The sequence below is a fragment of the uncultured Lacinutrix sp. genome (assembly GCF_947500605.1).
Classification (GTDB): domain Bacteria; phylum Bacteroidota; class Bacteroidia; order Flavobacteriales; family Flavobacteriaceae; genus Lacinutrix.
Genome location: NZ_CANMSJ010000005.1, coordinates 202,122 through 228,029, shown reverse-complemented (window position 1 = coordinate 228,029; position 25,908 = coordinate 202,122). Strand labels below are relative to the sequence as shown.

21 protein-coding genes are annotated in these 25,908 nt (G+C 31.6%); 9 read left to right on the top strand and 12 right to left on the bottom strand.

Annotated elements, in window-relative coordinates; genetic code table 11:
* The first annotated feature begins 3 nt into the window (after positions 1-3).
* The 4 genes from Q0935_RS09600 (at position 4) to Q0935_RS09585 (ending at position 4,978) form a co-directional block, all read left to right on the top strand.
* Positions 4-756 (top strand): LytTR family DNA-binding domain-containing protein, encoded by a 753-nt coding sequence (locus Q0935_RS09600; RefSeq protein WP_299251885.1) that lies wholly within the window; start codon positions 4-6, stop codon positions 754-756.
* Between the two features lie 102 nt (positions 757-858).
* Positions 859-3,411, top strand: coding sequence for a T9SS type A sorting domain-containing protein (locus tag Q0935_RS09595; protein ID WP_299251882.1), 2,553 nt, complete (start codon positions 859-861; stop codon positions 3,409-3,411).
* Between the two features lie 156 nt (positions 3,412-3,567).
* Positions 3,568-4,428, top strand: a complete 861-nt coding sequence (locus Q0935_RS09590; protein ID WP_299385277.1) for a hypothetical protein — start codon at positions 3,568-3,570, stop codon at positions 4,426-4,428.
* Positions 4,429-4,621: 193 nt separating this feature from the next.
* Positions 4,622-4,978, top strand: coding sequence for a hypothetical protein (locus Q0935_RS09585; RefSeq protein WP_299385274.1), 357 nt, complete (start codon positions 4,622-4,624; stop codon positions 4,976-4,978).
* A 112-nt stretch (positions 4,979-5,090) separates the two neighbouring features.
* Here Q0935_RS09585 and Q0935_RS09580 read toward each other — a convergent pair whose 3' ends face one another.
* The 10 genes from Q0935_RS09580 to Q0935_RS09535 form a co-directional block, all read right to left on the bottom strand.
* Positions 5,091-5,663, bottom strand: a complete 573-nt coding sequence (locus Q0935_RS09580) for a TlpA disulfide reductase family protein (protein WP_299385271.1) — start codon at positions 5,661-5,663, stop codon at positions 5,091-5,093.
* Positions 5,664-5,824: 161 nt separating this feature from the next.
* The gene (locus Q0935_RS09575) at positions 5,825-6,703 is read right to left on the bottom strand and encodes an anti-sigma factor (protein ID WP_299385267.1); all 879 of its coding nucleotides are present in this window, start codon (positions 6,701-6,703) and stop codon (positions 5,825-5,827) included.
* Positions 6,704-6,907: 204 nt separating this feature from the next.
* A complete protein-coding gene (locus tag Q0935_RS09570) occupies positions 6,908-7,579 on the bottom strand; it encodes a Crp/Fnr family transcriptional regulator (protein ID WP_299385264.1) in 672 nt (223 codons plus the stop codon).
* Positions 7,580-7,702: 123 nt separating this feature from the next.
* Positions 7,703-9,970, bottom strand: coding sequence for an aconitate hydratase (locus Q0935_RS09565; RefSeq protein WP_299385261.1), 2,268 nt, complete (start codon positions 9,968-9,970; stop codon positions 7,703-7,705).
* 183 nt (positions 9,971-10,153) lie between these two features.
* Positions 10,154-12,928, bottom strand: coding sequence for a bifunctional aconitate hydratase 2/2-methylisocitrate dehydratase (locus Q0935_RS09560; RefSeq protein ID WP_299385258.1), 2,775 nt, complete (start codon positions 12,926-12,928; stop codon positions 10,154-10,156).
* A 339-nt stretch (positions 12,929-13,267) separates the two neighbouring features.
* On the bottom strand, positions 13,268-13,459 hold the full coding sequence (locus tag Q0935_RS09555; RefSeq protein ID WP_299385255.1) for a hypothetical protein: 192 nt from the start codon (positions 13,457-13,459) through the stop codon (positions 13,268-13,270).
* Entirely contained in the window at positions 13,460-14,413 is a 954-nt protein-coding gene (locus Q0935_RS09550; RefSeq protein ID WP_299251855.1) for a MoxR family ATPase, read from the bottom strand. It abuts the gene before it with no gap.
* A 12-nt stretch (positions 14,414-14,425) separates the two neighbouring features.
* Complete coding sequence (locus tag Q0935_RS09545; protein WP_367181450.1) at positions 14,426-15,835, bottom strand: peptidylprolyl isomerase; 1,410 nt, start codon at positions 15,833-15,835, stop codon at positions 14,426-14,428.
* Between the two features lies 1 nt (position 15,836).
* Positions 15,837-16,691 carry a peptidyl-prolyl cis-trans isomerase gene (locus Q0935_RS09540; protein WP_299251850.1) on the bottom strand — a complete coding sequence of 285 codons (855 nt, stop codon included), beginning with the start codon at positions 16,689-16,691 and terminating at the stop codon, positions 15,837-15,839.
* 1 nt (position 16,692) lies between these two features.
* Complete coding sequence (locus Q0935_RS09535; RefSeq protein WP_299385252.1) at positions 16,693-18,639, bottom strand: peptidylprolyl isomerase; 1,947 nt, start codon at positions 18,637-18,639, stop codon at positions 16,693-16,695.
* A 238-nt stretch (positions 18,640-18,877) separates the two neighbouring features.
* Between Q0935_RS09535 and Q0935_RS09530 the strand changes: the two genes are divergently transcribed.
* The 3 genes from Q0935_RS09530 (at position 18,878) to Q0935_RS09520 (ending at position 20,340) form a co-directional block, all read left to right on the top strand.
* Positions 18,878-19,333 carry an SRPBCC family protein gene (locus tag Q0935_RS09530; RefSeq protein ID WP_299251844.1) on the top strand — a complete coding sequence of 152 codons (456 nt, stop codon included), beginning with the start codon at positions 18,878-18,880 and terminating at the stop codon, positions 19,331-19,333.
* Complete coding sequence (locus Q0935_RS09525) at positions 19,326-19,562, top strand: hypothetical protein (protein ID WP_299385249.1); 237 nt, start codon at positions 19,326-19,328, stop codon at positions 19,560-19,562. Before Q0935_RS09530 ends, Q0935_RS09525 begins: the two co-directional genes overlap by 8 nt.
* A gap of 202 nt (positions 19,563-19,764) precedes the next feature.
* A complete protein-coding gene (locus tag Q0935_RS09520) occupies positions 19,765-20,340 on the top strand; it encodes a hypothetical protein (RefSeq protein ID WP_299251838.1) in 576 nt (191 codons plus the stop codon).
* Here Q0935_RS09520 and Q0935_RS09515 read toward each other — a convergent pair.
* Positions 20,337-21,860: a GH3 auxin-responsive promoter family protein gene (locus Q0935_RS09515; protein ID WP_299385247.1), complete on the bottom strand. Its 1,524-nt coding sequence runs from the start codon at positions 21,858-21,860 to the stop codon at positions 20,337-20,339. The two genes, Q0935_RS09520 and Q0935_RS09515, sit on opposite strands and share 4 nt — an antisense overlap.
* A gap of 261 nt (positions 21,861-22,121) precedes the next feature.
* Between Q0935_RS09515 and Q0935_RS09510 the strand changes: the two genes are divergently transcribed.
* Positions 22,122-22,736, top strand: coding sequence for a hypothetical protein (locus Q0935_RS09510; RefSeq protein ID WP_299385244.1), 615 nt, complete (start codon positions 22,122-22,124; stop codon positions 22,734-22,736).
* A 208-nt stretch (positions 22,737-22,944) separates the two neighbouring features.
* On the opposite strand, the gene guaB is transcribed toward Q0935_RS09510, so the two are convergent.
* Positions 22,945-24,414 carry an IMP dehydrogenase gene (guaB, locus tag Q0935_RS09505; protein WP_299385241.1) on the bottom strand — a complete coding sequence of 490 codons (1,470 nt, stop codon included), beginning with the start codon at positions 24,412-24,414 and terminating at the stop codon, positions 22,945-22,947.
* Between the two features lie 222 nt (positions 24,415-24,636).
* Here guaB and Q0935_RS09500 point away from each other — a divergent pair, with 222 nt between their 5' ends.
* On the top strand, positions 24,637-25,857 hold the full coding sequence (locus Q0935_RS09500) for an imelysin family protein (protein WP_299385237.1): 1,221 nt from the start codon (positions 24,637-24,639) through the stop codon (positions 25,855-25,857).
* Positions 25,858-25,908: the final 51 nt, after the last annotated feature.

The following is a 25,908-nucleotide window of genomic DNA, read 5'->3' as shown; positions in this document are numbered from 1 at the left end:
ACTATGAAAGCGATTATTATAGACGATGAGAAACGCGCAAGAAGAATTTTAAATGTGTTAATTGAAGAAGAATGTCCAAAAATACATACCGTTTTTGAAGCTGAAAACTTAGTTAATGGTGTCACTATTATAAAAAAAGAACAACCAGATATTGTCTTTTTAGACATTGAAATGCCTAACCATTCTGGGCTTCAGATTTTAGAGTTTTTTAAAACGGATGCGATTAATTTTCAAATAATATTCACAACTGCTTATGGTCATTATGCTATAGAAGCCTTTAAATTATCGGCTGTAGATTATCTTTTGAAGCCTATTGATGTAGAAGAAATGAAAGTAGCTATTGCTAAAGCATCAACCTATCTCGAAGAAAATTCCATAAAAGAAAAACTACTAAATCTCGAACGTAATTTTCAGCAGTTAGCATTAAATAAAATCGCTTTAGAAGTACCAAAAGGGATTCGTTTTGTATCGCATGAAGATATTTTGTTTTTTGAAGCCGATGGTGTGTATACCAAGGTGTATTTGCAAAATGGAAAAACAGAATTAATTTGTAAAACTTTAAAACATTTCACAGAACAATTAAGTAATAAATCTTTGTTTTATAAACCGCATAGATCGTATTTAATTAATCTTAAGTACATGGCAGAAATTACTAAAAAAGATGGTCTTCAAGTTATAATGAGTAATAATAAAAGCATTCCAATTGCACGAGACCGTAAGGATGAATTTATGGAAATTATCAATCGAGTATTTTAAAACAACCATTCATTTACAAATACTTACCATTCACTAAAAAGTTAAAAAATTAACGTCTATAGTTTAGCATTTTTGTTCCATAATTTTAAAATTAAATTTATTATGAGAATAAAATTACTTTATGTATTGTTTTTAGTTAGTAGTTATACTTTTGCGCAAAATTGGTCGCAAGTAGGGTTAGCTCAGTTTACAAATTTTGCTTCAGATGGCGCAATGACTTTTGATTCTACAAATGGAGATATTTATGTTGCATATACTAATATTTTAGATGGGAATAAGGTTTACGTTAGTAAATTTGATGGGACAAGTTGGATCTCAATTGGTGCAGTATCTGCCGATGCAGGAGATAATGTTGCTATAAAATTAAATCCCTTGACAAATGAACCAACAGTTGCTTATAAAAACGCAAATGATAATATGTCTGCTTACAGATATAATGGAACTACTTGGACATCAATTTTTACAGATGTTGGAAGTTCAGCTTTGTCAGACCATCGTTTACAAATTCAATTTAATGCAGCAGGTACTATTAGAGTAGCTGGAAGAGAATGGACTCAAAAATTATTTATTGTAGAACGAGATACAGCTGGTACAGGACCAAACCATCTAGAGGTTTTACTTAATTCTAATAATCAATATAATGGAGACCATAGATATGATTATACAGCCTACGACGAATATTTTGTGTCTCAAGAAAATAATTACAACGGATCAGTTACAGGACGTAAAAATGTAGGATCGGCAAATAATAGTTTTGATTTTTCAAACTTTTTAAATGGTACTACTACAAAAAATATATCAGGAATTTACGATTCTAATTATCATGCCTTTTATAATGATATAATTCCACAAGGAGCAGCAAATAATGATATTAGAGTTTACAATGGAAGTTCCTTTATTAAGTCAGAAACTGCAACTAATGGTATTGTAGAGTTAAGAAAAAGTCTAAATGATAACAAATTGTATTTAATGTATGCTAATAGCATAGAAGATATTGTTTTTGAAAATTATGATACCAATTCAAATACATGGTCAACATTACCAACGATAGGCTTAAATAGTAGTGCTAGTAGTTTTTTTGTAAAAATGGCAATTAATGAATATGATGGTAATTTGTATGTTTTATATCAAGATGGCCCAAAAATTTCAATGAAAAAATACACAATTGTAGCACCTTTAAATTTAACTAAAATGTATGTAGATGTAGATGCAACTGGAACAAACGATGGATCTTCTTGGGCAAACGCATATACTAGTTTAACTGATGCTTTAGATAATATTGGAACTAATACTACAGAAATGTGGCTTGCAGATGGTACATATACTCCTACAGGAAACGGTACAGCTAGTACATTTAATATTGTTAATGAAGGCTTTACATTATATGGTGGTTTTGATGGTACAGAAACACAATTATCAGAAAGAGATGTTTTAAATAATGCACCCACTATTTTAGAAGGCGATGTTAATGGTAATGATGTTTCAACAGATCCATACCATAGTTCTAGAGCTGATAATATAAGAAGAATAATTACCCAAGGTAGCAGGTATTTTGAATTAAATGGTGTTACTGTGCAAGGTGGAAATTCAGATACTGCTGGAGCTGCTATATTTTCTAATTTTCAAGTTGGGTTATCTATTAAAAATTGCAAATTTTTAAATAATTCTTCAAGATCAGCAGGGATTGTATATTTTGCTGTTGCAGGATTAATACAAAATGGTGCTGGAGCTGTTACCAATTTTAATGTAGAAAATTCCGAATTTAGTAATAACAGTGCTAGATATTGGGGACAAGCTATTTATTGCGAAACAGGATCTACCTACACAAGATTAAATGTAACTTTAGTTAATAATTTATTTTTTAATAATATTTACAGCTCTGCTATTACAAGCCCTAATGAGGGTACCGCAACTATTCAATTTCATGCTAATAATAATAATTCTACTATTACTGGAGATATAGTCAATTGCACGTTTGCCAATAATACCAATTTATTAGCTGCCTCTGGTGTAGAATCTGCTGTTATAGGCTTGTCAATAGATAATGGCTCAAATAATGTTAATATATCTAATTGTATTGTATATGACAATACACTTACCGATAACACAATAACACCATCTGTTGGAAAATTAGCAAAAACTATTGCAAATCAAACCATTGTGAGTAACTCTATTGGAGAAGATAGTTTTTCAAATTTAATTTACTTAGCTAATACCAGCAATGCGAACCCGTTGTTTACAAGTAGTGCATCAAATGATTATACATTACAAGGATCTTCTACAGCAGTAGATACTGGTGATAGTTCTAAAATTCCAGCTGGAACGACTACCGATTTAGCAGGAAACTCACGAATATTCAATACTACTGTAGACATTGGTGTTTACGAGTATAATTCAACTTTAAGTACTTTAGATTTTGAATTGAATACAAGTGAAATCTCACTATATCCTAACCCAACAAAATCAATATTAAATATTAAAACAAAAACAGTCACAGAGCTTACTAGTATTACGATTTATTCATTACTAGGAAAAGAAGTTTTTAAAACAAATACTAAAACTTTCGATGTTTCTAGCCTTGTAAAAGGAGTCTATCTAATAAAGATTATAGATGATAAAGGTATTCAGAACGTAAAACGATTTGTAAAAGAATAAACCATATTCTATGATATTAAAAAAAAGGAAAGCCTTTTTGGACTTTCCTTTTTTTGTTGCTATTCATTATTCAAAACCTACTATTCACTAAAAGTATTGAAATTAACTTTCAATACTTTATCACTTTTGTTACATAATTATAAAACCAAATTTATTATGAAATACATTTTATTATTTTTTATCGCATTAATAACTACAAGCTTATTTGCTCAAAAAACATTTTTTGAAAATTTAGAAGACCATGGAGACAATATTACCTATTTAGAATATGGAGCTATTAGAAAAGATAATAAAGGCAAACTTTACGCACATCTTAATCCTGGGAGACTGCCAGAAGAAGTACAGATAAAAATAAGAAAACATGAGAATATTCCTTGTGGACTTGAGATTTTATCTGTTTCGGAGGACGGCGAACAATCTGTTAAATACTGGCAAGATATGACGAAACAAACCTATATAGATCTAATTAATTATCCTAAAACCTCTATTACTTTTCATAACGGTTATTACGAAGGTTATGTAGCCATAGGTAATTATGTGTTTTTTCTTAAAGATTTTAAAAGTAAAACAGAATTTGGAGAAATTAGTCGTGTTTACGTTTTAAAAGGTACTACACCAGATGGCGTTGAACCACAAAAAAAGGAAAAGAAGAAAAAATTCGGGAAATTTCTAAGTAAAGTCAAAGATGTTGCATTAAATACGCGTTCTGTAAAAGATTACACTAAAGCTCCGGAATATAAAGCTTTGATGTCTCAGGACAATAAAAAAATGATAACTGAGTATTTAACGGCAATGAAAGCAAAGCAAGCTGCCCATACAACAACTGCAAAAGAAGAAGCCGATTTAGAGCTAGTAAAAGCAGAAGGTAAAAAATATGCTGAATACATTAAAAATAAAAACGATGCGTATTGGCAAAGTCCTGCTGGTCAAAAAACACTTAGAGGCTGGAAAATGGCAGATGAACACAAAGCAAGTTGCCCTAAAACTGCAGAATCTTGTGGTAGTCCTTTTCATTAAATATTACATAAGATTTATACACACTAGTTAAGATACAAATAACAACTTTTCAAGTATTAAAAGGAAGTATAAAAATTTCCTTTTTTGGTTTATAAACTTACTATTCACTAAAAAAATTCACAATTTATTAAATAATTCACATTTACACTATTGATTTCTTTAATATTTGCAAACTAATTTAAACTAAAATATTATGAACATTTTTAAAGCATTATTTTTAACCTGCTTAACACTATTAATTTTTAACTGTAATTCTGATGACGATCAACCATCAGCTAATAGTAATCCAAGTAATTTTACAGTAACAGAAGGAGACTCCACAAATACAGGTATAATTTTTAATTGGACGGCTTCTGTAGATCCAGATAACCAAGATGTTGTTTATGCAATTTATTTAAATGGTGATCTAATAATCGAAAACTTAAATATCTTAACTTATATTATTGAATACAATCTATTTTTATCTGGAGAAAACACGATTTTAGTTGTTGCAACAGACGGTTTTGGAGGTATAACAGAACAAGAAATTATTATTAACCTACAATCTTAACTGGAAGATATATAAACAACAACTGTGAAACCTCTAAATTAGATAAAATATTAAAGACACTATTAATCAATTCTTAAAAAAGGGAAATCTAATTTGGTTTCTCTTTTTCTATTTAAAGTAAATTATCCTTTAACAATTTATCTATAGTATTACGAACAGTTTCACTATTCCAATTTGCAGCACCAGATTCATCAATAATAATATTTCCTTCGTTATCTATTAAAAAAGTTCTTGGAATGCTTGATATATTAAAGGTTTCTGGAGCTCGAGATAGAGGTGTATATGTTTTAAAATTATAATTCTTTTTTTCTAAGAATTTTTTAACCACTTCTTGCTTTTCATTAGATACTATAACAAATTCAATTTTATCGCTATAATCATTATACAATTCTTGAATTGAAGGCATTTCGGCAATGCATGGAGGACACCAAGTTGCCCACATATTTACAAATATAATCTTCCCTTTTGTTTTATTTAATTGAAAACTATTACTTTCTATGTCCTGTAATTGCCAATTATAACTACTAACTTGTTTATAATCTTCGCTTTTCTCTATACTTGGACTTAATTTAGCCATTACTGTATGTAATGCTATTTGAATCTGTTGTCTTGTTTGCGGAATGACCATTAAAGCAATAATTACTATAAAGATTACATTTTTAGTTGAAATTTTTCCTTTTGCCATAATCTATATCAATATTAAAATCTACTTGCAATTATTATAAAATAATGAAGCGTTAACCTTTCGATTAACGCTTCAAATCTAATAAAAACAAACTATACTATAGTACCTTATAAACTCTATTTAATTTGGTAATTAATAGTATTCTGTAGTTTTATTTATAATTATCTAGTTACAGATCCTATTAAAGAAGTCACTGGACCTGCACCCATATTTATTGTTGTATGATCCATAGCATCACTTGGTACCATATGCGCTAATGGCTTTAATGTAAATGGCGCTGGATTATTATCTGGACTAGGCTCAACAGAAATAACGATTGTCGCTCCTTTTAAATCTGTTGGAAATGTCATTCCTGCTGGTGCATTTTGTAAAAAATCTTCTCCTGGATATCCTGGACCATTTCCTGCATCTCCTTTAAATGGTGATGTTGCAGCATTATCATCTTGCATTGATGCATCTGTAAATGTACCTGTACTTACTGGTGTTCCATCAATTACTGCCCATCCTTCATATTTCCATCCGTCAGATAATGTTGATAATGTTAAACCTGTAACTGCACTACCTGACGAATTATCTAAAAACCAAACTCCACTAGACTCATTAGTATTATCTAAATCTGTTGGTGTTGCTAAAATGTAAGCTCCTTCTACTAAAGAAAAGTCTGCTACTAAATTAGAGTTTACTGCTGCAGAGTTTCCAGAAAAGTCACCTGCTAATATTTTTGTTGCTGCTGGTAATGGATCTGGATCTACTGTTGGTTCTATAGAAAGAACAAAAGTAGTTGCTGCACTTAATTGTGCTGTATTTACTTGAAACGTTTGTGGAAAAGCCACAGAACTAAATCTCCCTGTCGATACTGGACTTCCGTCTACTATTACCCAACCTTCGTATACAAAGTCGTCTCCAAGTGCTTCTAAGCCGTCAAGATTAATTGTTAAACCAGAAGTTGTTGATACTGCTGCTGCTGCATCGTCGTCGTTACTACAAGAGGTGGCAAAAAATCCTAATGCCAAGGCTCCTAAAATCATTTTTTTAATCATTGCTGTTTTTTTAAAGTTTGTATTTGTTATTACAAAATTAAGAGAGCAACTTCTTATTAAATGTTAGCTAGCTAACACAACTCGATTTTTTTTCAAAAAAATTTAATTAAAATATTATCAGTATCTATTAAAAAACAAAAGAACCATAGTAAATACTATGGTTCTTTTGTTTTTATAATCTTAATTTAAAAAAGCATTCTACAATTAAGCTATACGTTTATACATTCTAATTTCATTTCTATTAAAATCTAAAATCTTATCTTCCTTTAATTCATTAATTAAAATATTTAAAGTTGGCCTTGAAGTACCGATTAAAGAGGCAATATCTTTTTGAGTATAAGGATGTTTTATAACGTGATCTCCCGTTTTTGGACAATCGTATCCATAATCCGCACACAACTCATCTAAAAAATCTAACAATCTTGTTTTAGTATCTTTAAACATTAAAAGCTGAAGACGTCTCTCTAATTTTTTAAATTTAAATCCAATAAACTTATACACTTTAAAACTAAACGTTTGGTTATCTCTCATTAAATCATGCATTGTATCTACACTTATTGGACAAATTGAAGTACTATTATCTATAGATTGTGCAAACTCATCTCGTTTTAATTCTCCTAAAATAGCTTTTTCCCCAAATAGCTGTCCTTTAGATAGTATGGCTTTTACCACCTCTTTACCATCTTCACTATAATAACCAACCTTAACTTTACCTTTTTCTATTAAGTAAACTTTATTAGCAGAATCTTCGGTAAAATAAATGTAGTCTTTCTTTTTATAAGCATCGAAATCGTGATCTTTCTTATATGCTTTAAACTTATGTGGACATAATACTTTGAAGAGGTTTGTGTCTTCAAAAAACCAAAGTGAATTCATAATATATTGCTTGCTGGTTAATAGATAGTTATTGGTCTATTTTTATCGATATTACTTACAATACAGCATAAAAAAACTCCTAATAATTATTAGGAGTTTTTAAATTATATTAAGAATGACTAATTAAGCATTCTCCTTTTTTATCAAGTTTAATGCAGAACCTTCATTATACCAATCTATTTGAGGTTGATTATAGGTATGGTTAAGCATAATAACATCTTTACTACCATCTGCATGAACAGCTTCTAGTGTTAATTGTTTGTTAGGCGCAAAATCTGCCATATCAACAAAGTTAAATGTATCGTCTTCTTGAATTAAATCGTAATCACTCTCTGTAGCAAATGTTAAACCTAACATACCTTGCTTTTTTAAATTAGTTTCGTGAATACGTGCAAAAGATTTTACAATAACAGCTACAACACCTAAGTGTCTTGGCTCCATTGCTGCATGTTCTCTTGAAGATCCTTCTCCATAGTTATGGTCTCCAACTACAATTGTAGGAACACCAGCAGCTTTATATGCTCTTGCAGTATCTGGCACACCACCAAACTCTCCTGTTAATTGGTTTTTAACAAAGTTGGTTTTCTTACCAAATGCGTTAACTGCACCTATTAAACAGTTATTAGAAATATTATCTAAATGTCCACGGAAACGTAACCAAGGTCCAGCCATAGAAATATGGTCTGTTGTACATTTTCCAAATGCTTTTATTAATAATTTAGCTCCTTTAATTTCACTTCCAATTGGTGTAAACGGCGTTAATAATTGTAAACGTTCGGATGTTGGACTAACAACAACCTCTACTCCGCTTCCATCTGCCATAGGCGCTAAGAAACCATTGTCTTTAACTTCGAAACCTTTTGGAGGCAATTCCCATCCTGTAGGTTCGTCGAACATTACTTCTTCACCGTTTTCGTTAATTAAACTATCTGTTAACGGATTAAAATCTAAACGGCCTGCAATTGCAATTGCTGCAGTTATTTCTGGAGATGCAACAAAGGCATGCGTATTTGGATTTCCATCTGCACGCTTAGCAAAGTTTCTATTAAAAGAATGTACAATACTATTTTTAGGTGCATTTTTAGGATCGCTATATCTAGCCCACTGCCCAATACATGGACCACAAGCGTTAGTAAATATTTTAGCATCTAGTTTTTCGAATATTCCAAGAATACCATCTCTATCTGCTGTGTATCTTACTTTTTCAGAACCAGGATTAATACCTAATTCTGATTTCATTTTTAAACCTTTGTCTATAGCTTGTTGTGCAATTGAAGACGCACGAGATAAATCTTCATAAGAAGAGTTTGTACAAGATCCTATTAATCCCCATTCTACATTTATTGGCCAATCGTTTGCTTTTGCAGCCGCACCCATATCTTTACCAATTTGAGTTGATAAATCTGGTGTAAAAGGTCCGTTTAATAATGGCCCTAATTCTGATAAATTAATTTCTATAACTTCATCAAAATATTGCTCTGGATTAGCATAAACTTCAGCATCAGCTGTTAAATATGGTCTAATTTTATTTGCTTCATCTGCAACTTCCGCTCTTTCGGTAGCACGTAAATAACGTTCCATAGAATCATCGTAACCAAAAGTTGACGTTGTAGCTCCTATTTCGGCTCCCATATTACAAATCGTTCCTTTTCCTGTACAAGACATAGAAGTAGCACCTTCACCAAAGTATTCTACAATAGCTCCTGTTCCTCCTTTTGCAGAAACAATACCTGCTACTTTTAAAATAACATCTTTTGGTGCTGTCCAACCAGATAATTTACCTGTTAGTTTAACACCTATTAGTTTTGGAAATTTAAGTTCCCAAGCCATTCCTGCCATAACATCAACAGCATCTGCTCCACCAACTCCAATGGCAACCATTCCTAGTCCACCAGCGTTTACCGTATGAGAGTCTGTACCAATCATCATTCCTCCTGGAAATGCATAATTTTCTAGTACTACTTGATGAATAATTCCTGCTCCTGGTTTCCAGAAACCTAAACCGTATTTATTAGAAACGGATTCTAAAAAATCAAAGACTTCACTACTAACATCGTTAGCATGCTTTAAATCTGTAGAAGCTCCATCTTTAGCTTGTATTAAGTGATCGCAATGTGCAGTAGTAGGAACAGCAACTTTACTTTTCCCTGCTTGCATAAATTGTAACAAAGCCATTTGAGCTGTTGCATCTTGTAAAGCAATACGATCTGGTGCAAAATCTACATAATCTTTACCTCTAGTAAAAGCTTTTGTTGCTTTACCATCCCAAAGGTGATTGTATAAAATTTTCTCTGAAAGTGTTAATGGTTTACCTACGACATCACGAGCTGCATCAACGCGTTCTGCCATTTGGCTGTAAACTTTCTTAATCATATCTATGTCAAATGCCATACTATTTTTTTTTAATGTTTAATTCTTCTAATATACAAAATACAGAATGACTTTAAAAGCTGTAATGCTATTATAGATTGATTCTAAAATAGGAATTTTCTATGCTAACCGCTTTTTAAGTTATAACAATAAAAAAGCCTGAATCTTTCGATTCAGCCTTTTAAGTATATATACAAAATTATATTATCTAACTAACTGTTTTGTAGAAGGCTTAAACTTTGTTAAAACAATACCATCAACAGCTGCTTCGTATTCTGCCATAGTAGGTGTTCTACCTAAAATTGTAGATAAAACTACTACTGGAGTAGATGATAATAAAGACTCACCTTTTTTCTCACCAGTATCTTTTACAACTCTACCTTGGAATAAACGTGTAGATGTAGCCATAACCGTGTCTCCTGGTTCTGCTTTTTCTTGGTTACCCATACATAAGTTACAACCTGGACGCTCTAAATATAACATGTTTTCATATTTAGTACGTGCTAATCCTTTAGGTGCGTTATCGTCAAATTCGAAACCTGAATATTTTACTAAAACATCCCAATCTCCTTCTGCTTTTAACTCATCAACAATATTATAAGTTGGAGGAGCAACAACTAAAGGTGCCTTAAATTCAACTTTACCATATTGAGCTTCAACATTCTTTAACATTTGAGCTAATATTTTCATATCACCTTTATGAACCATACAAGACCCTACAAAACCTAAATCTACTTTTTTAGTACCTCCATAGTAAGATAATGGTCTAATGTTATCATGTGTATAACGTTTAGAAACATCGTCGTTATTTACATCTGGATCTGCAATCATTGGTTCTGCTATCTCATCTAAATCGATAACAACTTCTGCGTGATATTTAGCATTTGCATCTGGTCTTAAAGATGGCTTCATACCAGTTTTAAGCTCAATAATTCTTGTTTCTGCTTTATCTACTAAACCTTTAAGTACTTCTTTAGCATTGTCCATTCCTTTATCAATCATGATTTGGATACGACCTTTTGCTATCTCTAAAGACTCTATTAATGTTTCGTCTTCTGAAATACAGATAGAAGCTTTCGCTTTCATTTCTGCAGTCCAATCTGTAAAAGTAAACGCTTCATCTGCAGTAAGCGTCCCAATGTGTACTTCGATAACACGACCTTGGAATACGTTTTCACCACCAAACTGCTTTAACATTTGCGATTGTGTTGCGTGAACAACATCACGGAAATCCATATAAGATTTCATTTGCCCTTTAAAGGTTACTTTTACTGACTCTGGAATTGGCATTGAAGCTTCACCTGTAGCAAGTGCTAATGCAACAGTACCTGAATCTGCTCCAAAAGCAACACCTTTAGACATACGTGTGTGAGAATCTCCACCAATAATGATGTCCCAATCTCCTACTGTAATATCATTAAGTACTTTATGAATAACATCCGTCATAGGAAAGTACTTTCCTTTTGGATCACGACCTGTAATTAAACCAAAGTCGTTCATGAAGCTCATTAATCTTGGAATGTTAGCTTTAGATTTATCATCCCAAACAGAAGCTGTATGACAACCAGATTGGTATGCACCATCAACAATTGGGGAAATAACTGTAGCTGCCATCATTTCTAATTCTTGAGAAGTCATTAATCCTGTAGTATCTTGAGAACCTACAATATTTACTTCTGCGCGAACGTAAGAACCAGCATGTAAAGTTGCTCCTGAAGTTCCCACTGCATTTTTATTGAATATTTTTTCTACTGCTGTTAAGCCTTGTCCTTCAATAGATACTTCTTTTGAAGTGGCGTATACTTTAGGTACAGCTATACCTAGAGTTTTACAAGCAAATGTTTGTAATTTTTTACCAAAAACAACAGCGTAAGAACCTCCTGCTTTCATAAACTCCATTTTTTGTGGTGTAAATGCTGCAGAAATATCTTTAAGTTCTTTATCTCCGTTGTATAATTTTTTCTCTTTTGTATTAATAGTCAATACAGTTCCTGTTTCCACAGAAAACTCTTGTTTTAATACCGGTTCTCCATCTTTATCAACAATAGTATTACCGTCTTCATCTTTTTGCTTAACCCAGTTTTTAAGGTCTAAACCAATACCTCCTGTTACACCAACTGTAGTTAAGAAAATTGGAGCAATACCATTAGTACCAGCAATTACTGGTGCAAAATTAATGAATGGTACATATTTACTAAAAGGAACACCTGTCCATAAAGCAACATTATTTACACCAGACATTCTTGAAGAACCAACTCCCATTGTTCCTTTTTCTGCGATTAACATTACACGCTTATCTGGATGTTGTTCTTTTAAAGCTAATAATTCATTTTGCATATCTTTATTATGCTCGAACATACATTGGCCATGTAACTCACGATCTGATCTTGAGTGAGCATCTCCACCTGGAGACAATAAATCTGTTGAAATATCACCTACACCAGCGATGTAAGTTACTACCTCAATCTTTTCGTCTATCTCTGGAAGCTTAGTAAAAAACTCAGCCTTCGCATAGCTTTCAATAATATCTTTTGCGATTTCATTTCCATGTTTAAAAGCATCTTCTAAACGGTCTGTATCTGCTTCGTAAAGAAAAACTTGTGTTTTTAAAATCTCAGCCGATTGTTTTGCTAAATCAACATCGTTTCCTAATGCAATATCTAACAATACCTTTACCGAAGGTCCACCTTTCATGTGTGATAATTGCTCGAATGCAAAAGCAGGTGTAATTTCTTTTACTGTAGACTCTCCTAAAATAATCTCTTTTAAAAACTTTGCTTTAACAGTAGCAGCACTAGTGGTACCCGGTAAAACGTTATAGATAAAAAAGTTAAGAGATTCTTCTCTATGCTCGTTATCTAAATCTTTAATTTGCTCAATGATTTGGCTAAGTAATTCAGCACCATCAATTGGCTGCGGATGAAGCCCTTGCTCTTTTCGGTTTTCGATCTGCTTAAGGTAATCGTTATAAATGTTCATATAATAGAATTAGTTCTGTTTTTGTTCAGCTTAGAAAGCTGTGTTAGTACGCTTTATTGTTTTCCAAATTTCAAACATCTTTTTAAGATTAAAAAAACGTTATACGGTCTATTAAAATTGGATTTCAAAAGTACAAAATATTGAAGAATTTAAAAATTTGTAGCGCAATCCGAAAACGTTTGCGAATAACTCAGTATTATTAATTTAATACTTCTGTTTATTATTAAAATGATAATTTGAATGTTCAAAAAATATCAAATTAATAAGAAAAGTCAATTACTCTATAAGTAAGAAGGATATTTATAAAATAATATTTTACTATTAATGAATAGTTATTGACTATTTCTTAAAAAAATACTTGATTAAGACCACTATAAAAAATACTAAACCAATGACTTCTGCAATTGTTCCTAGCGTTAGAATTTGCGATGCATAAGGCCAATGCTGAATTTTGAATAAAGCACCAATAATAGTAAGGATGATTCCTAATATGAAGATAATTAATGGTAGAATAAACTGTTTCGCTTTCATTTAAAACAAACTTTGAATAATCTGCTCTTCACTTACGCCTTCAGCTTCAGCTTTATAATTTTTAATAATTCTGTGTCTTAAAATACTTGTAGCTACAGCTTGAACGTTTTCAATATCTGGAGAAAACTTACCATTTATAGCTGCATGTGTTTTTGCTGCTAAAATTAAGTTTTGAGAGGCTCTAGGTCCAGCTCCCCAATCGATATACTGCTTCACTAAATCTGCAGCAGTATCTTTATTAGGTCTTGTTTTTGCAACCATTTTTACAGCATATTCTATAACATTATCTGCTACAGGAATACGACGTATTAATTGTTGAAAATCTATAATCTCTTGCGCATTAAACAGTGCGTTTACAGATGGTTTAGAAGCGTTTGTAGTTGCTTTTACAACTTGAACTTCTTCATCAAACGTTGGATAATCTAAATTAATAGCAAACATAAAACGGTCTAATTGTGCTTCTGGCAAAGGATAAGTTCCTTCTTGCTCAATTGGGTTTTGTGTTGCTAATACAAAGTAAGGTAAATCTAGCTTGTAATTATGTCCTGCAACCGTTACAGACCTCTCTTGCATGGCTTCTAATAAAGCGGCCTGCGTTTTTGGAGGTGTACGGTTTATTTCATCGGCTAAAATAATATTAGCGAATATTGGACCTTTTATAAATTTGAAATTTCGACTTTCGTCTAGAATTTCACTACCAAGAATATCACTTGGCATTAAATCTGGTGTAAATTGAATACGCTTAAAATCTAATCCTAAAGTTTGTGCAATGGTATTAACCATTAACGTTTTTGCTAAACCTGGTACACCTATTAATAAAGCGTGACCTCCAGAGAAAATGGAAATTAATATTTGATTTACAACATCATCTTGACCTACAATTACTTTTGCAATCTCTTGTCTTAATGCGTTATACTTTATTACTAATTGGTTGATAGCTGCTACGTCCGACATTCTATTTATATATTATTTTTTAAGCCAATTGTTAGTAAAATCGCAATCTCTATAAGATCCGCTTATTTTAATATAAGTGTCTTGAATTTTTTCTTCTTGCCATTTTGCTATTGCATCTAAACGCTTTTCGTTAAGCGCTAATTCTTTAATTTTAAGGTAATCTCTAGCGTAGTTTGCTTCGTGCTCATCTATTCTATCTGTTACCGTAAGGATTTTGAATTGTACATTTCCAATTTCATCTCTATCTACAAGAACATCTGATATTGTATTGTTTTCTAGATCTTGAATTTTTACATAGATTTCTGTATCTATTTTAGTTAGTTCAAAATTATAATCTTGAGTTGCTGGGTTAATTAATTGTCCACCTTGAAACTTAGTTTCTACCTCGTCACTAACTTCTCTTGCAGCATCTGCGAAAGAAATATTACCTTCTTCAATGTTTTTCTTAGTTTCTTCAATTTTCTCTTTTGCAGCTTTTACAGAACTTTCGGCTACTTCAGGAATCATTAAAATGTGTCTAACATCGTATTCTTGACCTCTAATTTTCTCAAGTAAAATAATGTGGTAACCGTATTGTGTTTTAAATGGTTCTGAAATTTCACCTTCTTGCAAAGAAAATGCTACTTCTCTAAATTCTTTTACCATTCTAGGTCTAGATCTATTCATTGGAGGTAATGCACCACCATCTTTTTTAGAACCAGGATCGTCTGAATTAAATAAGGCTTTAGATCTAAAATTCCCTCCTTCTTCTACTTCTCTTTTAATAGTTTTAAGCTTAACAATTACGTTATCTATTTCTTCTTGTGTTGGTTCTGGCTTAATAACTATTTGCGCTACCTTAAGCTCTGTACCAAATGTAGGACGTTGCTCTTTAGGTATTTTATTAAAGAACTGACGTACTTCTTCTGGAGTTACTTCTATTTCGTCGATAATTTTACGTTGCATTTCTGAACCTAATTTTTGCGACTTATTAATCTCGAACATTTCGTCTCTTAAACTCTGCTCGTCAGATTTTTTGTAGAAATCTAAAACCTGTTGCATGTCTCCACCAACTTGTTGTTTTATTTGCTCTAGTTGTTGTCCAACATAAGAACGAATTTCGGCATCATTAATAACAATACTATCTTGTATTGCATGGTGCGCGTATAATTTATCTTCTAAAAGTTTTCCAAATAATTGACATCTAGAAATTACAGATGGATCTCCACCTTGCGCTTTTAATTGTAAAAACGTTTTATCGATATCAGACTCCAAAATAATATAGTCTCCAACTACTGCAGATACACCATCTACTTTAATATCTGTTGTTGGCTTAATACTATCTACAACCTCTTCTTTTTTAATTGTTTCGTCAATAATTTCTTGAGCTAATATTCCATTAGCGACAAAAAGTGTTAAGCAAACTGCTATTATGTGTTTCAAATTAATTGTAAATTTCAAATTGTTTATTTTTAATTGCATCTTTTGTAATATCCTTTTCTAGCTGTCTAACTAGTTCTAATTTTCGTTTGTTAACTACTATCTGCTTAATTGTTGGCAGCACGTACTCTAAAGGTGCTTCGGCATTTCTAAGTAAAACATCGTTAATTTGCATCAAATATAGTCCTAATGAGTCTTTGCTTTGTATAAAATTAGATTTTTTTAACAGTTCATTTTTATTATCTGCAGTAACTGTTGGTATTTTAGTAATTACTTGACCTAATCTTATCCATACAGAATCGTTTAACGAATAAGATTTAAATTGAATTGCTATAGAATCTAATTCGCGTTTATCTTTAGAATTAAATCGCTTAAACTTTTGCTTAACCTCGCTAAAATCGAGTCTGTTTTCGTCTATATTAATGTATCTAAATTTTATAAGATCTTCATTAAGTTTAAAAGCTTGTTTATTTGCTTCGTAATATTTTGTTGCTTCAGCTTTAGGAACTACAGTATCTAAGTTCTTATAAACTAACGCTTCTAAATATGCTTTGCTATATAAATCGCTTCTGTATTGGTTTATTAAATCGTTAAATTCTTCCTGAGTATTTTCGTCTAAATTTAAAGTTGCGCCTTGAACCAATAATTGTTCTGTTGCCCAATTATTAATAAAATTATTTACAATAACTGTACTGTCTTGCTTTGTGTAATTTTCGGGAAGTAAATCTTCAACATCTTGCTTATACAAGTAAGTCTCGTTTACTCGAGCAATTGCATCTTGAGTTTCGGCTTGCTTGAAATATTCGCACGAAGCGAAGGCTAAACCAATAATTACGTACAATACAATTCGTTTAAACATATTATTTTTTTAAAGTCTGTTTTACATTATCTAAAACGTCTTCATTAACTTTTACCGTGTATAATGAAGCTAGTTTTTTAAGCCAATTCTCTTCTTTAAATTCTTGGTATTCACTAGTAACACGACCTTTAGCTTCTTTAAATGTTTTTATGCTTTTTGGTAAAACATTATTAACATTGGCAACTATATAACCATCGTTATGTTTATACACTTTAGAAACTCCTTTATTAAAGTTAAATTGCTTTGGTAATGCTTGATGTTCTTTATCCATTTCTCCTGAAGAGAAACTAACATTTACTTGATCTTTAGTGTTTACTAAGTTTTTAATAGTCTTAGTATCTGCGCCTTGTTTCATTAACTTAGCAATCTTTTTTATAATGCTTTTTTTAGCTGAAGAAGCTACTACCGCATCTACACGTTCTGGATAGTAATAATTATCTTTGTTTGTATTATAGTACTCTTCTAATGCAATAGTATCGTTTTTGGCAACATCCCAAATTTCGGTTTGCATTAAATCGAACAACAATAAACCATCTCTATATTCACCAACAATTTGAGCGTAATCACTATTCTCGGTCATTAGATTTTCTTCTTGATATTTTTGCAATTCGTTTTCTAAGAAACTTTCATAAACCTTATCTAAAACAGCAGCTATAGTAATTGTGTTATTATAATTACGCTGGTTCTTAACTAAAAACTGACCAAAATCTTTATAAGTTATTACTTTTTCTTGAATCTTAACAAACTCTTTTTCAGATTCTAAATCCTCTGGCAAACTCCATTTTTTATTAAGATAGTCTTTATTTACTATTCCTTTAAAATAACTTAAAGCGCTAGCATTTTCTGTAACAGTATACTTTGCTTTTAAGGCTTTAATTCTAGAGTCGTTAATAACTTTAGAACGTGAATCTCTTTTAATTTTAGACTCTAATTGCGGTTTCATTTCTGCCAAAGGCGCAACTCCCTTTTTATCTTTTAATTTTACAATATGCCATCCAAATTGCGTTTTAAAAGGTTTTGAAACATCGTCTATATTTTTTAATTCGAATGCTACTTTTTCGAATTCTTCTGCACTAATTTCGCCACTAGAAAACGGCTTTAACATTCCGCCTTTGCTTGAAGTACTTTTATCTTCAGAGAGTTGTTTTGCTAACGCATCGAACGCTTCACCTTGCTGAATACGTTTGTATATTTCGTTAATTTTAGTTTCGCTCTCTTTATTATTATCCGCTTCTGTTTTTATCATTATGTGTGCTACAGAAACTTCTCCTCTAGCCTCACGTTTATTAAAAACAGTAACAACATGGTATCCAAAACGCGTTCTAAATGGTTGTGATACTTCACCTACCTTTGTATTGTAAGCTGCATTCTCGAAAGGATACACCATTTTAAAAGCTGTAAAATACCCTAAATCTTCTGCAAAAATTGTTTTTCCATTATGTACAGATTTTTGCACATTTTTATAACCCTCTTTAATAACACGCTCACGTAATTTTACAATTTCGTTATACGCTGCTAATGTATCTTGTGGCTCCGCATTTTCGTCTATTCTTACTAAAACGTGACTTGCGTTAACTTCTGTTTGCAACCTGTTGTGTGCCTCTTCCACTAAAGCATCTGTCACTTTATTATCGGTTACATAATTTTTAGCTAATTGCGTTTTATAACTTTCGAATTCACGTAAATAACTTGGCTTTTTATCTAATTCTAATCGTTTTGCTTCTTGTAATTTTAGCTTGTAATTAATAAAAAGCTTTAAATAACCATCAATATCCTTTTGAGATTCGTCTTTTACTAAGTCCAAATTTTTATTATAAACTCTCATAAATTCTGAAGCATAAACTGGCGTCTCTTCAATAGTAAAAAGCACTGCTTTATCCTGAGCTTGAGCTAAAGACATAGATCCAAAAATAAAAGCAAAAAAGAATGGTAAATGTTTAAATCTCATAATTATATATAGATATTATAAAGTCTTGCAAAAATAACAATATTAGCCTATAATGCAAGTACAATACAAAACGATAGATAAAGAATGTTTATTGTAGATAAATAGACACGCTTGGCAAGTAAATTACGTTAACTGCATGCTAACGCAGTCCTTTTAACGAATAAAAAAATCATTTAGCGTTGCTTTAATAACTACTGCTAGTAATTTGCATAGTTTTGCAACTTCAATTTATATTAAAATGAAGTACACTTCGCAGATTATTGTAAATATTCCTATTGAAGAGTTTATCGAAAAATTCGATAATCACGACAATATGAAGCATTGGCAACGTGGTCTAGACAGTTTTGAGCATATTTCTGGCGATCCTGGAGAAATTGGAACAAAGATGAAACTAAACTATAGTTTTGGGAAAAGAAAAATCTCACTTTTTGAGACCGTTACCAAAAACTCATTCCCTCATGAATATCACATGCATTACGACGCAAAAGGAATGCATACTATACAGCATAATTACTTTAAACAAACAATAGAAGGTCATACTAAATGGATTTGTAAATGCGAGCTTATACCTACAACTTTTAATATGCGCTTAATGATTTTATTAGCTCCTAAGTCTATAAAAAAACAATCTATGGCTTATCTTAACGATTTTAAAAACTTTGCCGAAAAAGGCACATCTGTAGCACATGCGTAAACTAAAATTAATATGGGATTTTAAAGGACCTGATGGTTTAAAAATTGCCCAACATCACGAAATACATTTAAAAGAATATATAGCTATTGAAAAAATAAGCTTAAACATTACTGGTTTTGAAACTATTAACGATTTTCATTCTATTGCTTTTATGGTAGTTAATGAAGACGAAATGAAACCTGTTAGAGATGCATTAAAGCCACATCGTGGTCAAGTGTATATGGAGTAATATTTTTATTTAAGCGTTTTTAGACTGCCTTATCTCTTCATATAAAAAACTCTTCTAAATCCGAAATAAACAAAGTAAACATTAGTGTTTTAAAGTATTATAATGTTAAAATATTTTAGTTTAAAGTTAAATATTTAGTAATTGAATTATTATCTATTATCTTAATACGAAGATGAAATTTAAATTAATTATACTACTGTTAATGACTAATACACTTTACTCACAATCTACCATACCCGAATCTATAAGAGACGAAATACAAACGGCTTTATCTTTTTATCCAGAGTTAAAAGAGACTTCAATAAATTTTGAGTTTAAAAAGAAGATTAAAAAATCTACAATGCAAGCGCAACCTTCTTTTGGTAGTTTTTTTAAACGAAAAGGAAAGCGTTCTTATAACATATATATTAGCGAAACTGTAAACATTTCTGGCGAAGTATTTTACACTAAAAACATGCCAAAAGATGTTTTAATAGGTTGGATTGGTCATGAATTAGGTCATGTTATGGATTATAGAAACAGAAGTAATTTAAACTTAATCTGGTTTGGATTAAAATACATATTATCCGACAGCCATATTGCTGAAGCAGAACGTGCTGCTGATACTTATGCCGTTAAATCTGGTATGGAAAAGTATATATTAATTACCAAAGACTTTATTTTAAATCAAGCAAATATTGATAAAAAATACATTGCACGCATTAAAAGGTATTATCTGTCTCCAGAAGAAATTATGGAAATTATAAACCAAAGAGATGCTGAGCTATCTAAATCTTAGTGCTTGGCTACAAAAGCTTCCCAATCTTTAAACTTATCCTCTCCCATAACGCGCTCCATTTTAACTTGTCCTCCCTTTTTCTTATTGGCTCCGCTCCAATTTGCAAAAACATTAGTATTAATAACCTCAACTTTTACACCTTCTAATGCTTTACCTCTAGCCACCTTATAATTTTTATTGGCCTTTTTCAAAAATTCATCTAAAGCTTCTACAATAGTTGTATTGTCTTCTTTTAAACCTTCAGATCCTAAATACCAACTGTGGTAAAAGCCATCCTTAAAACGTTTAGCACACAAAGTATATTCTGGAATTGTAGTATTAAATGTTTCCTCTAAATGTTTAATGGCATCGTCCAATTTGTTTACCGATAATTGTGACCCAACCGTATTTAAAAAGAACTTAGTACGACCAGTAATTTTTATTTCGGCTCTTTCAACATCTGTAAATTCTATAGTATCTCCAATTAAATAACGCCAAGCGCCACTAACAGTACTTATAATGACTACATAGTCTTGATTTAATTCCACATCTCTTAAAGTTACACTTGGTGCTTCCTTTTTTAAAGAACCATCAGAGTTAATATACTCTGGTTTAAATGGTACAAATTCAAAATAGATTCCTCCATCTGTAACCAATTGCATAGCATCTGTTTCTGGTCTTGCTTGAAAAGCTAAAAAACCTTCCGATGCTAAGTAAGTATCAATAACCGTTATAGGCTTCCCTAATAATGCATTAAAACTTTTTTGATAAGGGCCAAAAGCAACTCCGCCCGAAGTATACACTTGCAGGTTTGGCCAAACATCATGAATAGTATCTACCTTATGATAATCTATAACCATCTTTAGCATTAACTCCATCCATGATGGTATTCCGCTTAAAGCGCCAATATCCCATTCTTTTGCACGTTTCGCAATTGTTGCTACACGTTTATCCCAATCGTCAATTTTAGCAATATCTTCTCCTGGTTTATAAAAGCCTTTAAACCATGACGGAATGTTACTAGCTGTAATTCCGCTAATCTCTCCTTCTAAATGATCATCCTTTTCAGTTAAATCTGTAGAGCTGCCTAACATCATAGCTTCTTTACTAAAAAATTCGGCAGGCAAATTAAAATTACTAAGTGCAGTAACTTGGTCTATTCCTGCTTGTCTAATAGCCGACAACATAGCATCTGTAACAGGAATACGTTTACTGGTTTTTCCGGTAGTACCAGAACTTAATGCAAAATATGAAGGGCTTCCAGGCCATGTTATATTCTCTTCTCCATTGTGTAGTTTATTCCACCATTTAGCATTGATTTCATTATAGTCGAAATAAGGAATGTTTTTAGAAAATAAATCAGAAGGTTTTTCTGATTTTAAAATAACATCAAAATTATAATGCTTACCAAATAAAGTATCTTTGGCAGTTTCTAACAAGCTATTTAGCACTTTTTCTTGTGCTTCAATTGGATTAATTTCTGGTGTTAAAGCGCCTTTTAAGTTAATAGCTCCCTTTATAATGTTTCCAATAATTTCCATGCAATTCCGTTTTGATGTTTTTCCGAATTAGTAATCAAAAATTATTTCGTTTTCAGACAACCAATAACTATAATTTAATTCTTGCTTCAAAATAAACAAAAATCATAAGTATTTGGGATTCTTTAAAATAATATTAACACTCTTTCTACAAAAGGTTTAAACTTGACTTTGTAAAAAAAATCTACTAACTTCGAAAATAATATAACGTTGAATATAATTCATTGAAACGGAATCATATTCGAGACACATTGTAAATAATTTATGAAAACACTCAAAACGATATTTTCCGTACTTTTTTTATTATTTATAGGTATTTGCTACAGCCAAAACTATAAGTTTGATAAAGTAGTAAAGAATAGTTTTTCCACTCAATTATTTCCGAATCAGGAATGGACTAATCTATTCAATTCTGAGGATGATTCATATCATATGCAGATATACAACCGCAACGATTCTCTAGTATCTAGAATATTTGATACAAAAGAAAATCAAGTACATTATTTTCATATTGACAAATCTGATTCCTTAAAACTATATTTTATAGAGACAAAAAATATGACAAAAAATGTCACTGAAAATAAATTTGAGTTTTCTGAGATAAAAGAAAAAAAAGGAATTAAAGAGGTTACTTTAAAAATTCTGAATAATAAAAATAAGAAAGTTGCGAAATATAAATTCGTAATAAAAGAAACAGACAAAAGTTATTTCTCTGTTTTTAGACTCTCTGCTCTTGAAACTCAATTATACAATAGAATAAAATCACCTATGAATTTTATAGTTTTAGAAGCAAAGGGAACGAATATCAGCGGAAGATTTGTAAAATATAAATTAGAATCTATCGAGGTTATTGACCTGAATATTACGATACCGAAATAAAAACTATTTACAACACCGTGTATAATTAATTGCTATTTTTGTGATACATTAAAGTTGTTGCATTTTTGTTTTTGTTGATTTTCCTACGGAAAATCCCTGCAAACAAAAACGCAACTAATCATACACAAGACCGTTATATTATTTTCGAAAACATAAAAAAAGCGCAACCAATGGTTGCGCTTTTTCAATACTATATAAACTTAAATTTCTATCTAGAATAGTTAGGAGATTCTTTAGTAATAGTTACATCGTGTGGATGACTTTCGTTAATTCCAGAAGCTGTAATTTTCACAAATCTTCCAGTCTCTTGAAGTGTTGCTACATCTTTAGCACCACAATAACCCATTCCTGCTCTTAAGCCTCCAATAAATTGGTGAATACTTTCAAAAAGCTCTCCTTTGTATGGTACACGACCAACAATACCTTCTGGTACTAATTTTTTAATATCGTCTTCTACATCTTGGAAGTAACGGTCTTTACTACCTTGTTTCATAGCTTCTACAGAACCCATTCCACGGTAAGACTTAAATTTACGTCCTTCGTAAATAATAGTTTCTCCTGGAGATTCTTTAGTTCCTGCTAATAAAGAACCTAACATTACTGTATCTGCTCCTGCTGCAATTGCTTTAGGGATATCTCCTGTATATCTAATTCCTCCATCTGCAATTACTGGAACTCCAGAGCCTTTAATAGCTGCTGCAACTTCTAATACTGCCGAAAACTGAGGAAAACCAACACCTGCAACTACACGAGTTGTACAAATAGAACCTGGACCAATACCAACTTTCACGGCATCTGCTCCTGCTTCTACTAAATATTTAGCTGCTTCTGCTGTTGCTATATTACCAACAACTACATCTAAACCTGGAAACTTTGCTTTAACTTCTTTTAATACATTTACCACTCCTTTTGTATGACCATGAGCAGTATCTATAATTATTGCATCTACACCAGATTTTACTAAAGCTGCTGCTCTTTCTACTGCATCTCCTGTAACACCAATAGCTGCTGCAACACGTAATCTACCATAAGTATCTTTATTTGCAATAGGCTTTTGAGTTACTTTAGTTATATCTCTAAAGGTTATTAAACCAACAAGCTTATCTCCTTTTACAATTAAAAGTTTTTCAATTTTATTTTTCTGAAGAATAATCTCAGCACCTTTTAAACTTGTGCCTTCTGGAGCTGTAATTAAGTTTTCGCTCGTCATTACCTCAACAATAGGTCTATCGTTTTGGTGTTCGAAACGTAAATCTCTATTGGTTACAATTCCTTTTAATACGCCATTATCATCAATAATTGGAATACCACCAATACCATGCTCACGCATTGCATTTTTAGCATCTAAAACTACAGCTGTAAGTGGTAATGTAACAGGATCGATAATCATACCGCTTTCTGCACGTTTTACTTTACGCACTTTGTTTGCTTGCTCCTCGATAGTCATGTTTTTATGTAAAACACCTATCCCACCTTCGCGAGCCATAGCAATTGCCATTCTACTTTCTGTAACTGTATCCATCGCTGCAGATACAATAGGAACGTTAATGGTAATGTTACGTGTAAATTTTGTTTGAATATTGACTTCTCTTGGTAGAACTTCAGAAAAAGCTGGAACTAATAGTACGTCGTCGTAAGTTAAACCTTCACCTACTATCTTGTTTTCGTGTGCTGTCATTGCAATTGGAATTAATTGCGAGTAAAGATAAATATAATTATATAATAAATACACCTTTTCTAATTTAGAATATAAAATAATTACAAATAAAACTATTGACTTACAATCAACTAAAGATTATCATAATAATAATTATTAAGATTTATTCTAAATAGCTTGGTTTGTATTACAAGTAAAAATATATTTGCAGCATTATTTTTATTAAGTCTAAATAACAACAATATGAAAACCAATCTATTAAAATCAACTTTTATCATTGCTTTAACATTATCATTATTCTCTTGTAGTAGTGATGACGATAGCAATACAACAGATAGCGCGAACAACGTTAGTAAATCTGACGTTATAAACAACTATGGTGATATTGTTTATCAAACCTACCTTGACAGTTATAATAGCGCAGTAACTATGCAATCTGCCATCAATACTTTTATTGCTACTCCAAACCAAACTAATTTTGATTTAGCAAAAACCTCATGGTTAGCTGCTAGAGAATTTTACGGTTTAACCGAAACTTTTAGAGAAACTAACGGACCTATAGATACAGAATCTGATTCTTGGTCTTTAGGAACCGAAGGACAAATGAATGCTTGGCCAATAGACGAAAGTTATATTGATTATGTTGCTTCTGGAACTGAAGATTACGCTAACAATTACGATAGTATTATAAGCGATACTACTATCTCAATAGACCAAACAACTATTTCTGGTTTAAACGAAGGACAAAATGATAAATCTATAAGTACAGGATGGCACGCTATTGAGTTTTTACTTTGGGGACAAGACAATACAATGCCTTCTGAAAACTTACCTGGATTAAGAGAATTTACAGATTACACAACTGCTACCAATGCAGATAGACGTGCACTATATTTACAAGTAGCAACTAACTTATTAGTAAGCGATTTAAATGCACTAACAACTACTTGGGCTACTGGTGGAACATATAGAACTGTTTTTAATGATTTAAATCAAGACATTGCTTTACAACAATTAATTAATGGTGCCTTTTTTATTGCTGGTGACGAGTTAAGTTCTGAGCGTATTATTGCACCTGTAGATTCTACAGACGGTATTGGAGGATTAGGTCAAGAAGATGAACATTCTTGTTTTAGTGACAATACGCATCGTGATATTTATGCAAATGCAAAAGGTGTTTACAATGTTGTTTTTGGAGCATACAATGCTATTGATGGCGCATCATTTTACGATTTAGTAAAACAAGCAAATCCTACACAAGCAGCTGCCTTAAAAGCTGCTGCCGATAATGCAATGGAAAAAGTAAACGCTATCGCTAACAATGCGCAACCGTTCGATTATTTAATAACCTTAGAAAGTTCAACAGATTCTAACTTTGGTGTTGTAATGCAAAGCGTTCAAGCACTTCAAGATTGGGCTGACGAGATCAGTGCATCTGCTACAACTATAGGAATTAGTCTATAAATAATTCTCTTTCTAAAGTTAAAAAATCTCGAATTTAGTTTCGAGATTTTT

Bases quoted from the DNA above. Each gene is read 5' to 3' on its own strand.
- Q0935_RS09510 (WP_299385244.1), top strand. From the start codon at position 22,122: ATGAAAACACTCAAAACGATATTTTCCGTACTTTTTTTATTATTTATA.
- Q0935_RS09565 (WP_299385261.1), bottom strand. From the start codon at position 9,970: ATGGCATTTGACATAGATATGATTAAGAAAGTTTACAGCCAAATGGCA.
- Q0935_RS09550 (WP_299251855.1), bottom strand. From the start codon at position 14,413: ATGTCGGACGTAGCAGCTATCAACCAATTAGTAATAAAGTATAACGCA.
- Q0935_RS09520 (WP_299251838.1), top strand. From the start codon at position 19,765: ATGACTAATACACTTTACTCACAATCTACCATACCCGAATCTATAAGA.
- Q0935_RS09590 (WP_299385277.1), top strand. From the start codon at position 3,568: ATGAAATACATTTTATTATTTTTTATCGCATTAATAACTACAAGCTTA.
- Q0935_RS09530 (WP_299251844.1), top strand. From the start codon at position 18,878: ATGAAGTACACTTCGCAGATTATTGTAAATATTCCTATTGAAGAGTTT.
- guaB (WP_299385241.1), bottom strand. From the start codon at position 24,414: ATGACAGCACACGAAAACAAGATAGTAGGTGAAGGTTTAACTTACGAC.
- Q0935_RS09595 (WP_299251882.1), top strand. From the start codon at position 859: ATGAGAATAAAATTACTTTATGTATTGTTTTTAGTTAGTAGTTATACT.
- Q0935_RS09535 (WP_299385252.1), bottom strand. From the start codon at position 18,639: ATGAGATTTAAACATTTACCATTCTTTTTTGCTTTTATTTTTGGATCT.
- Q0935_RS09570 (WP_299385264.1), bottom strand. From the start codon at position 7,579: ATGAATTCACTTTGGTTTTTTGAAGACACAAACCTCTTCAAAGTATTA.
- Q0935_RS09540 (WP_299251850.1), bottom strand. From the start codon at position 16,691: ATGTTTAAACGAATTGTATTGTACGTAATTATTGGTTTAGCCTTCGCT.
- Q0935_RS09555 (WP_299385255.1), bottom strand. From the start codon at position 13,459: ATGAAAGCGAAACAGTTTATTCTACCATTAATTATCTTCATATTAGGA.
- Q0935_RS09560 (WP_299385258.1), bottom strand. From the start codon at position 12,928: ATGAACATTTATAACGATTACCTTAAGCAGATCGAAAACCGAAAAGAG.
- Q0935_RS09500 (WP_299385237.1), top strand. From the start codon at position 24,637: ATGAAAACCAATCTATTAAAATCAACTTTTATCATTGCTTTAACATTA.
- Q0935_RS09515 (WP_299385247.1), bottom strand. From the start codon at position 21,860: ATGGAAATTATTGGAAACATTATAAAGGGAGCTATTAACTTAAAAGGC.
- Q0935_RS09575 (WP_299385267.1), bottom strand. From the start codon at position 6,703: ATGATTAAAAAAATGATTTTAGGAGCCTTGGCATTAGGATTTTTTGCC.
- Q0935_RS09580 (WP_299385271.1), bottom strand. From the start codon at position 5,663: ATGGCAAAAGGAAAAATTTCAACTAAAAATGTAATCTTTATAGTAATT.
- Q0935_RS09525 (WP_299385249.1), top strand. From the start codon at position 19,326: ATGCGTAAACTAAAATTAATATGGGATTTTAAAGGACCTGATGGTTTA.
- Q0935_RS09585 (WP_299385274.1), top strand. From the start codon at position 4,622: ATGAACATTTTTAAAGCATTATTTTTAACCTGCTTAACACTATTAATT.
- Q0935_RS09600 (WP_299251885.1), top strand. From the start codon at position 4: ATGAAAGCGATTATTATAGACGATGAGAAACGCGCAAGAAGAATTTTA.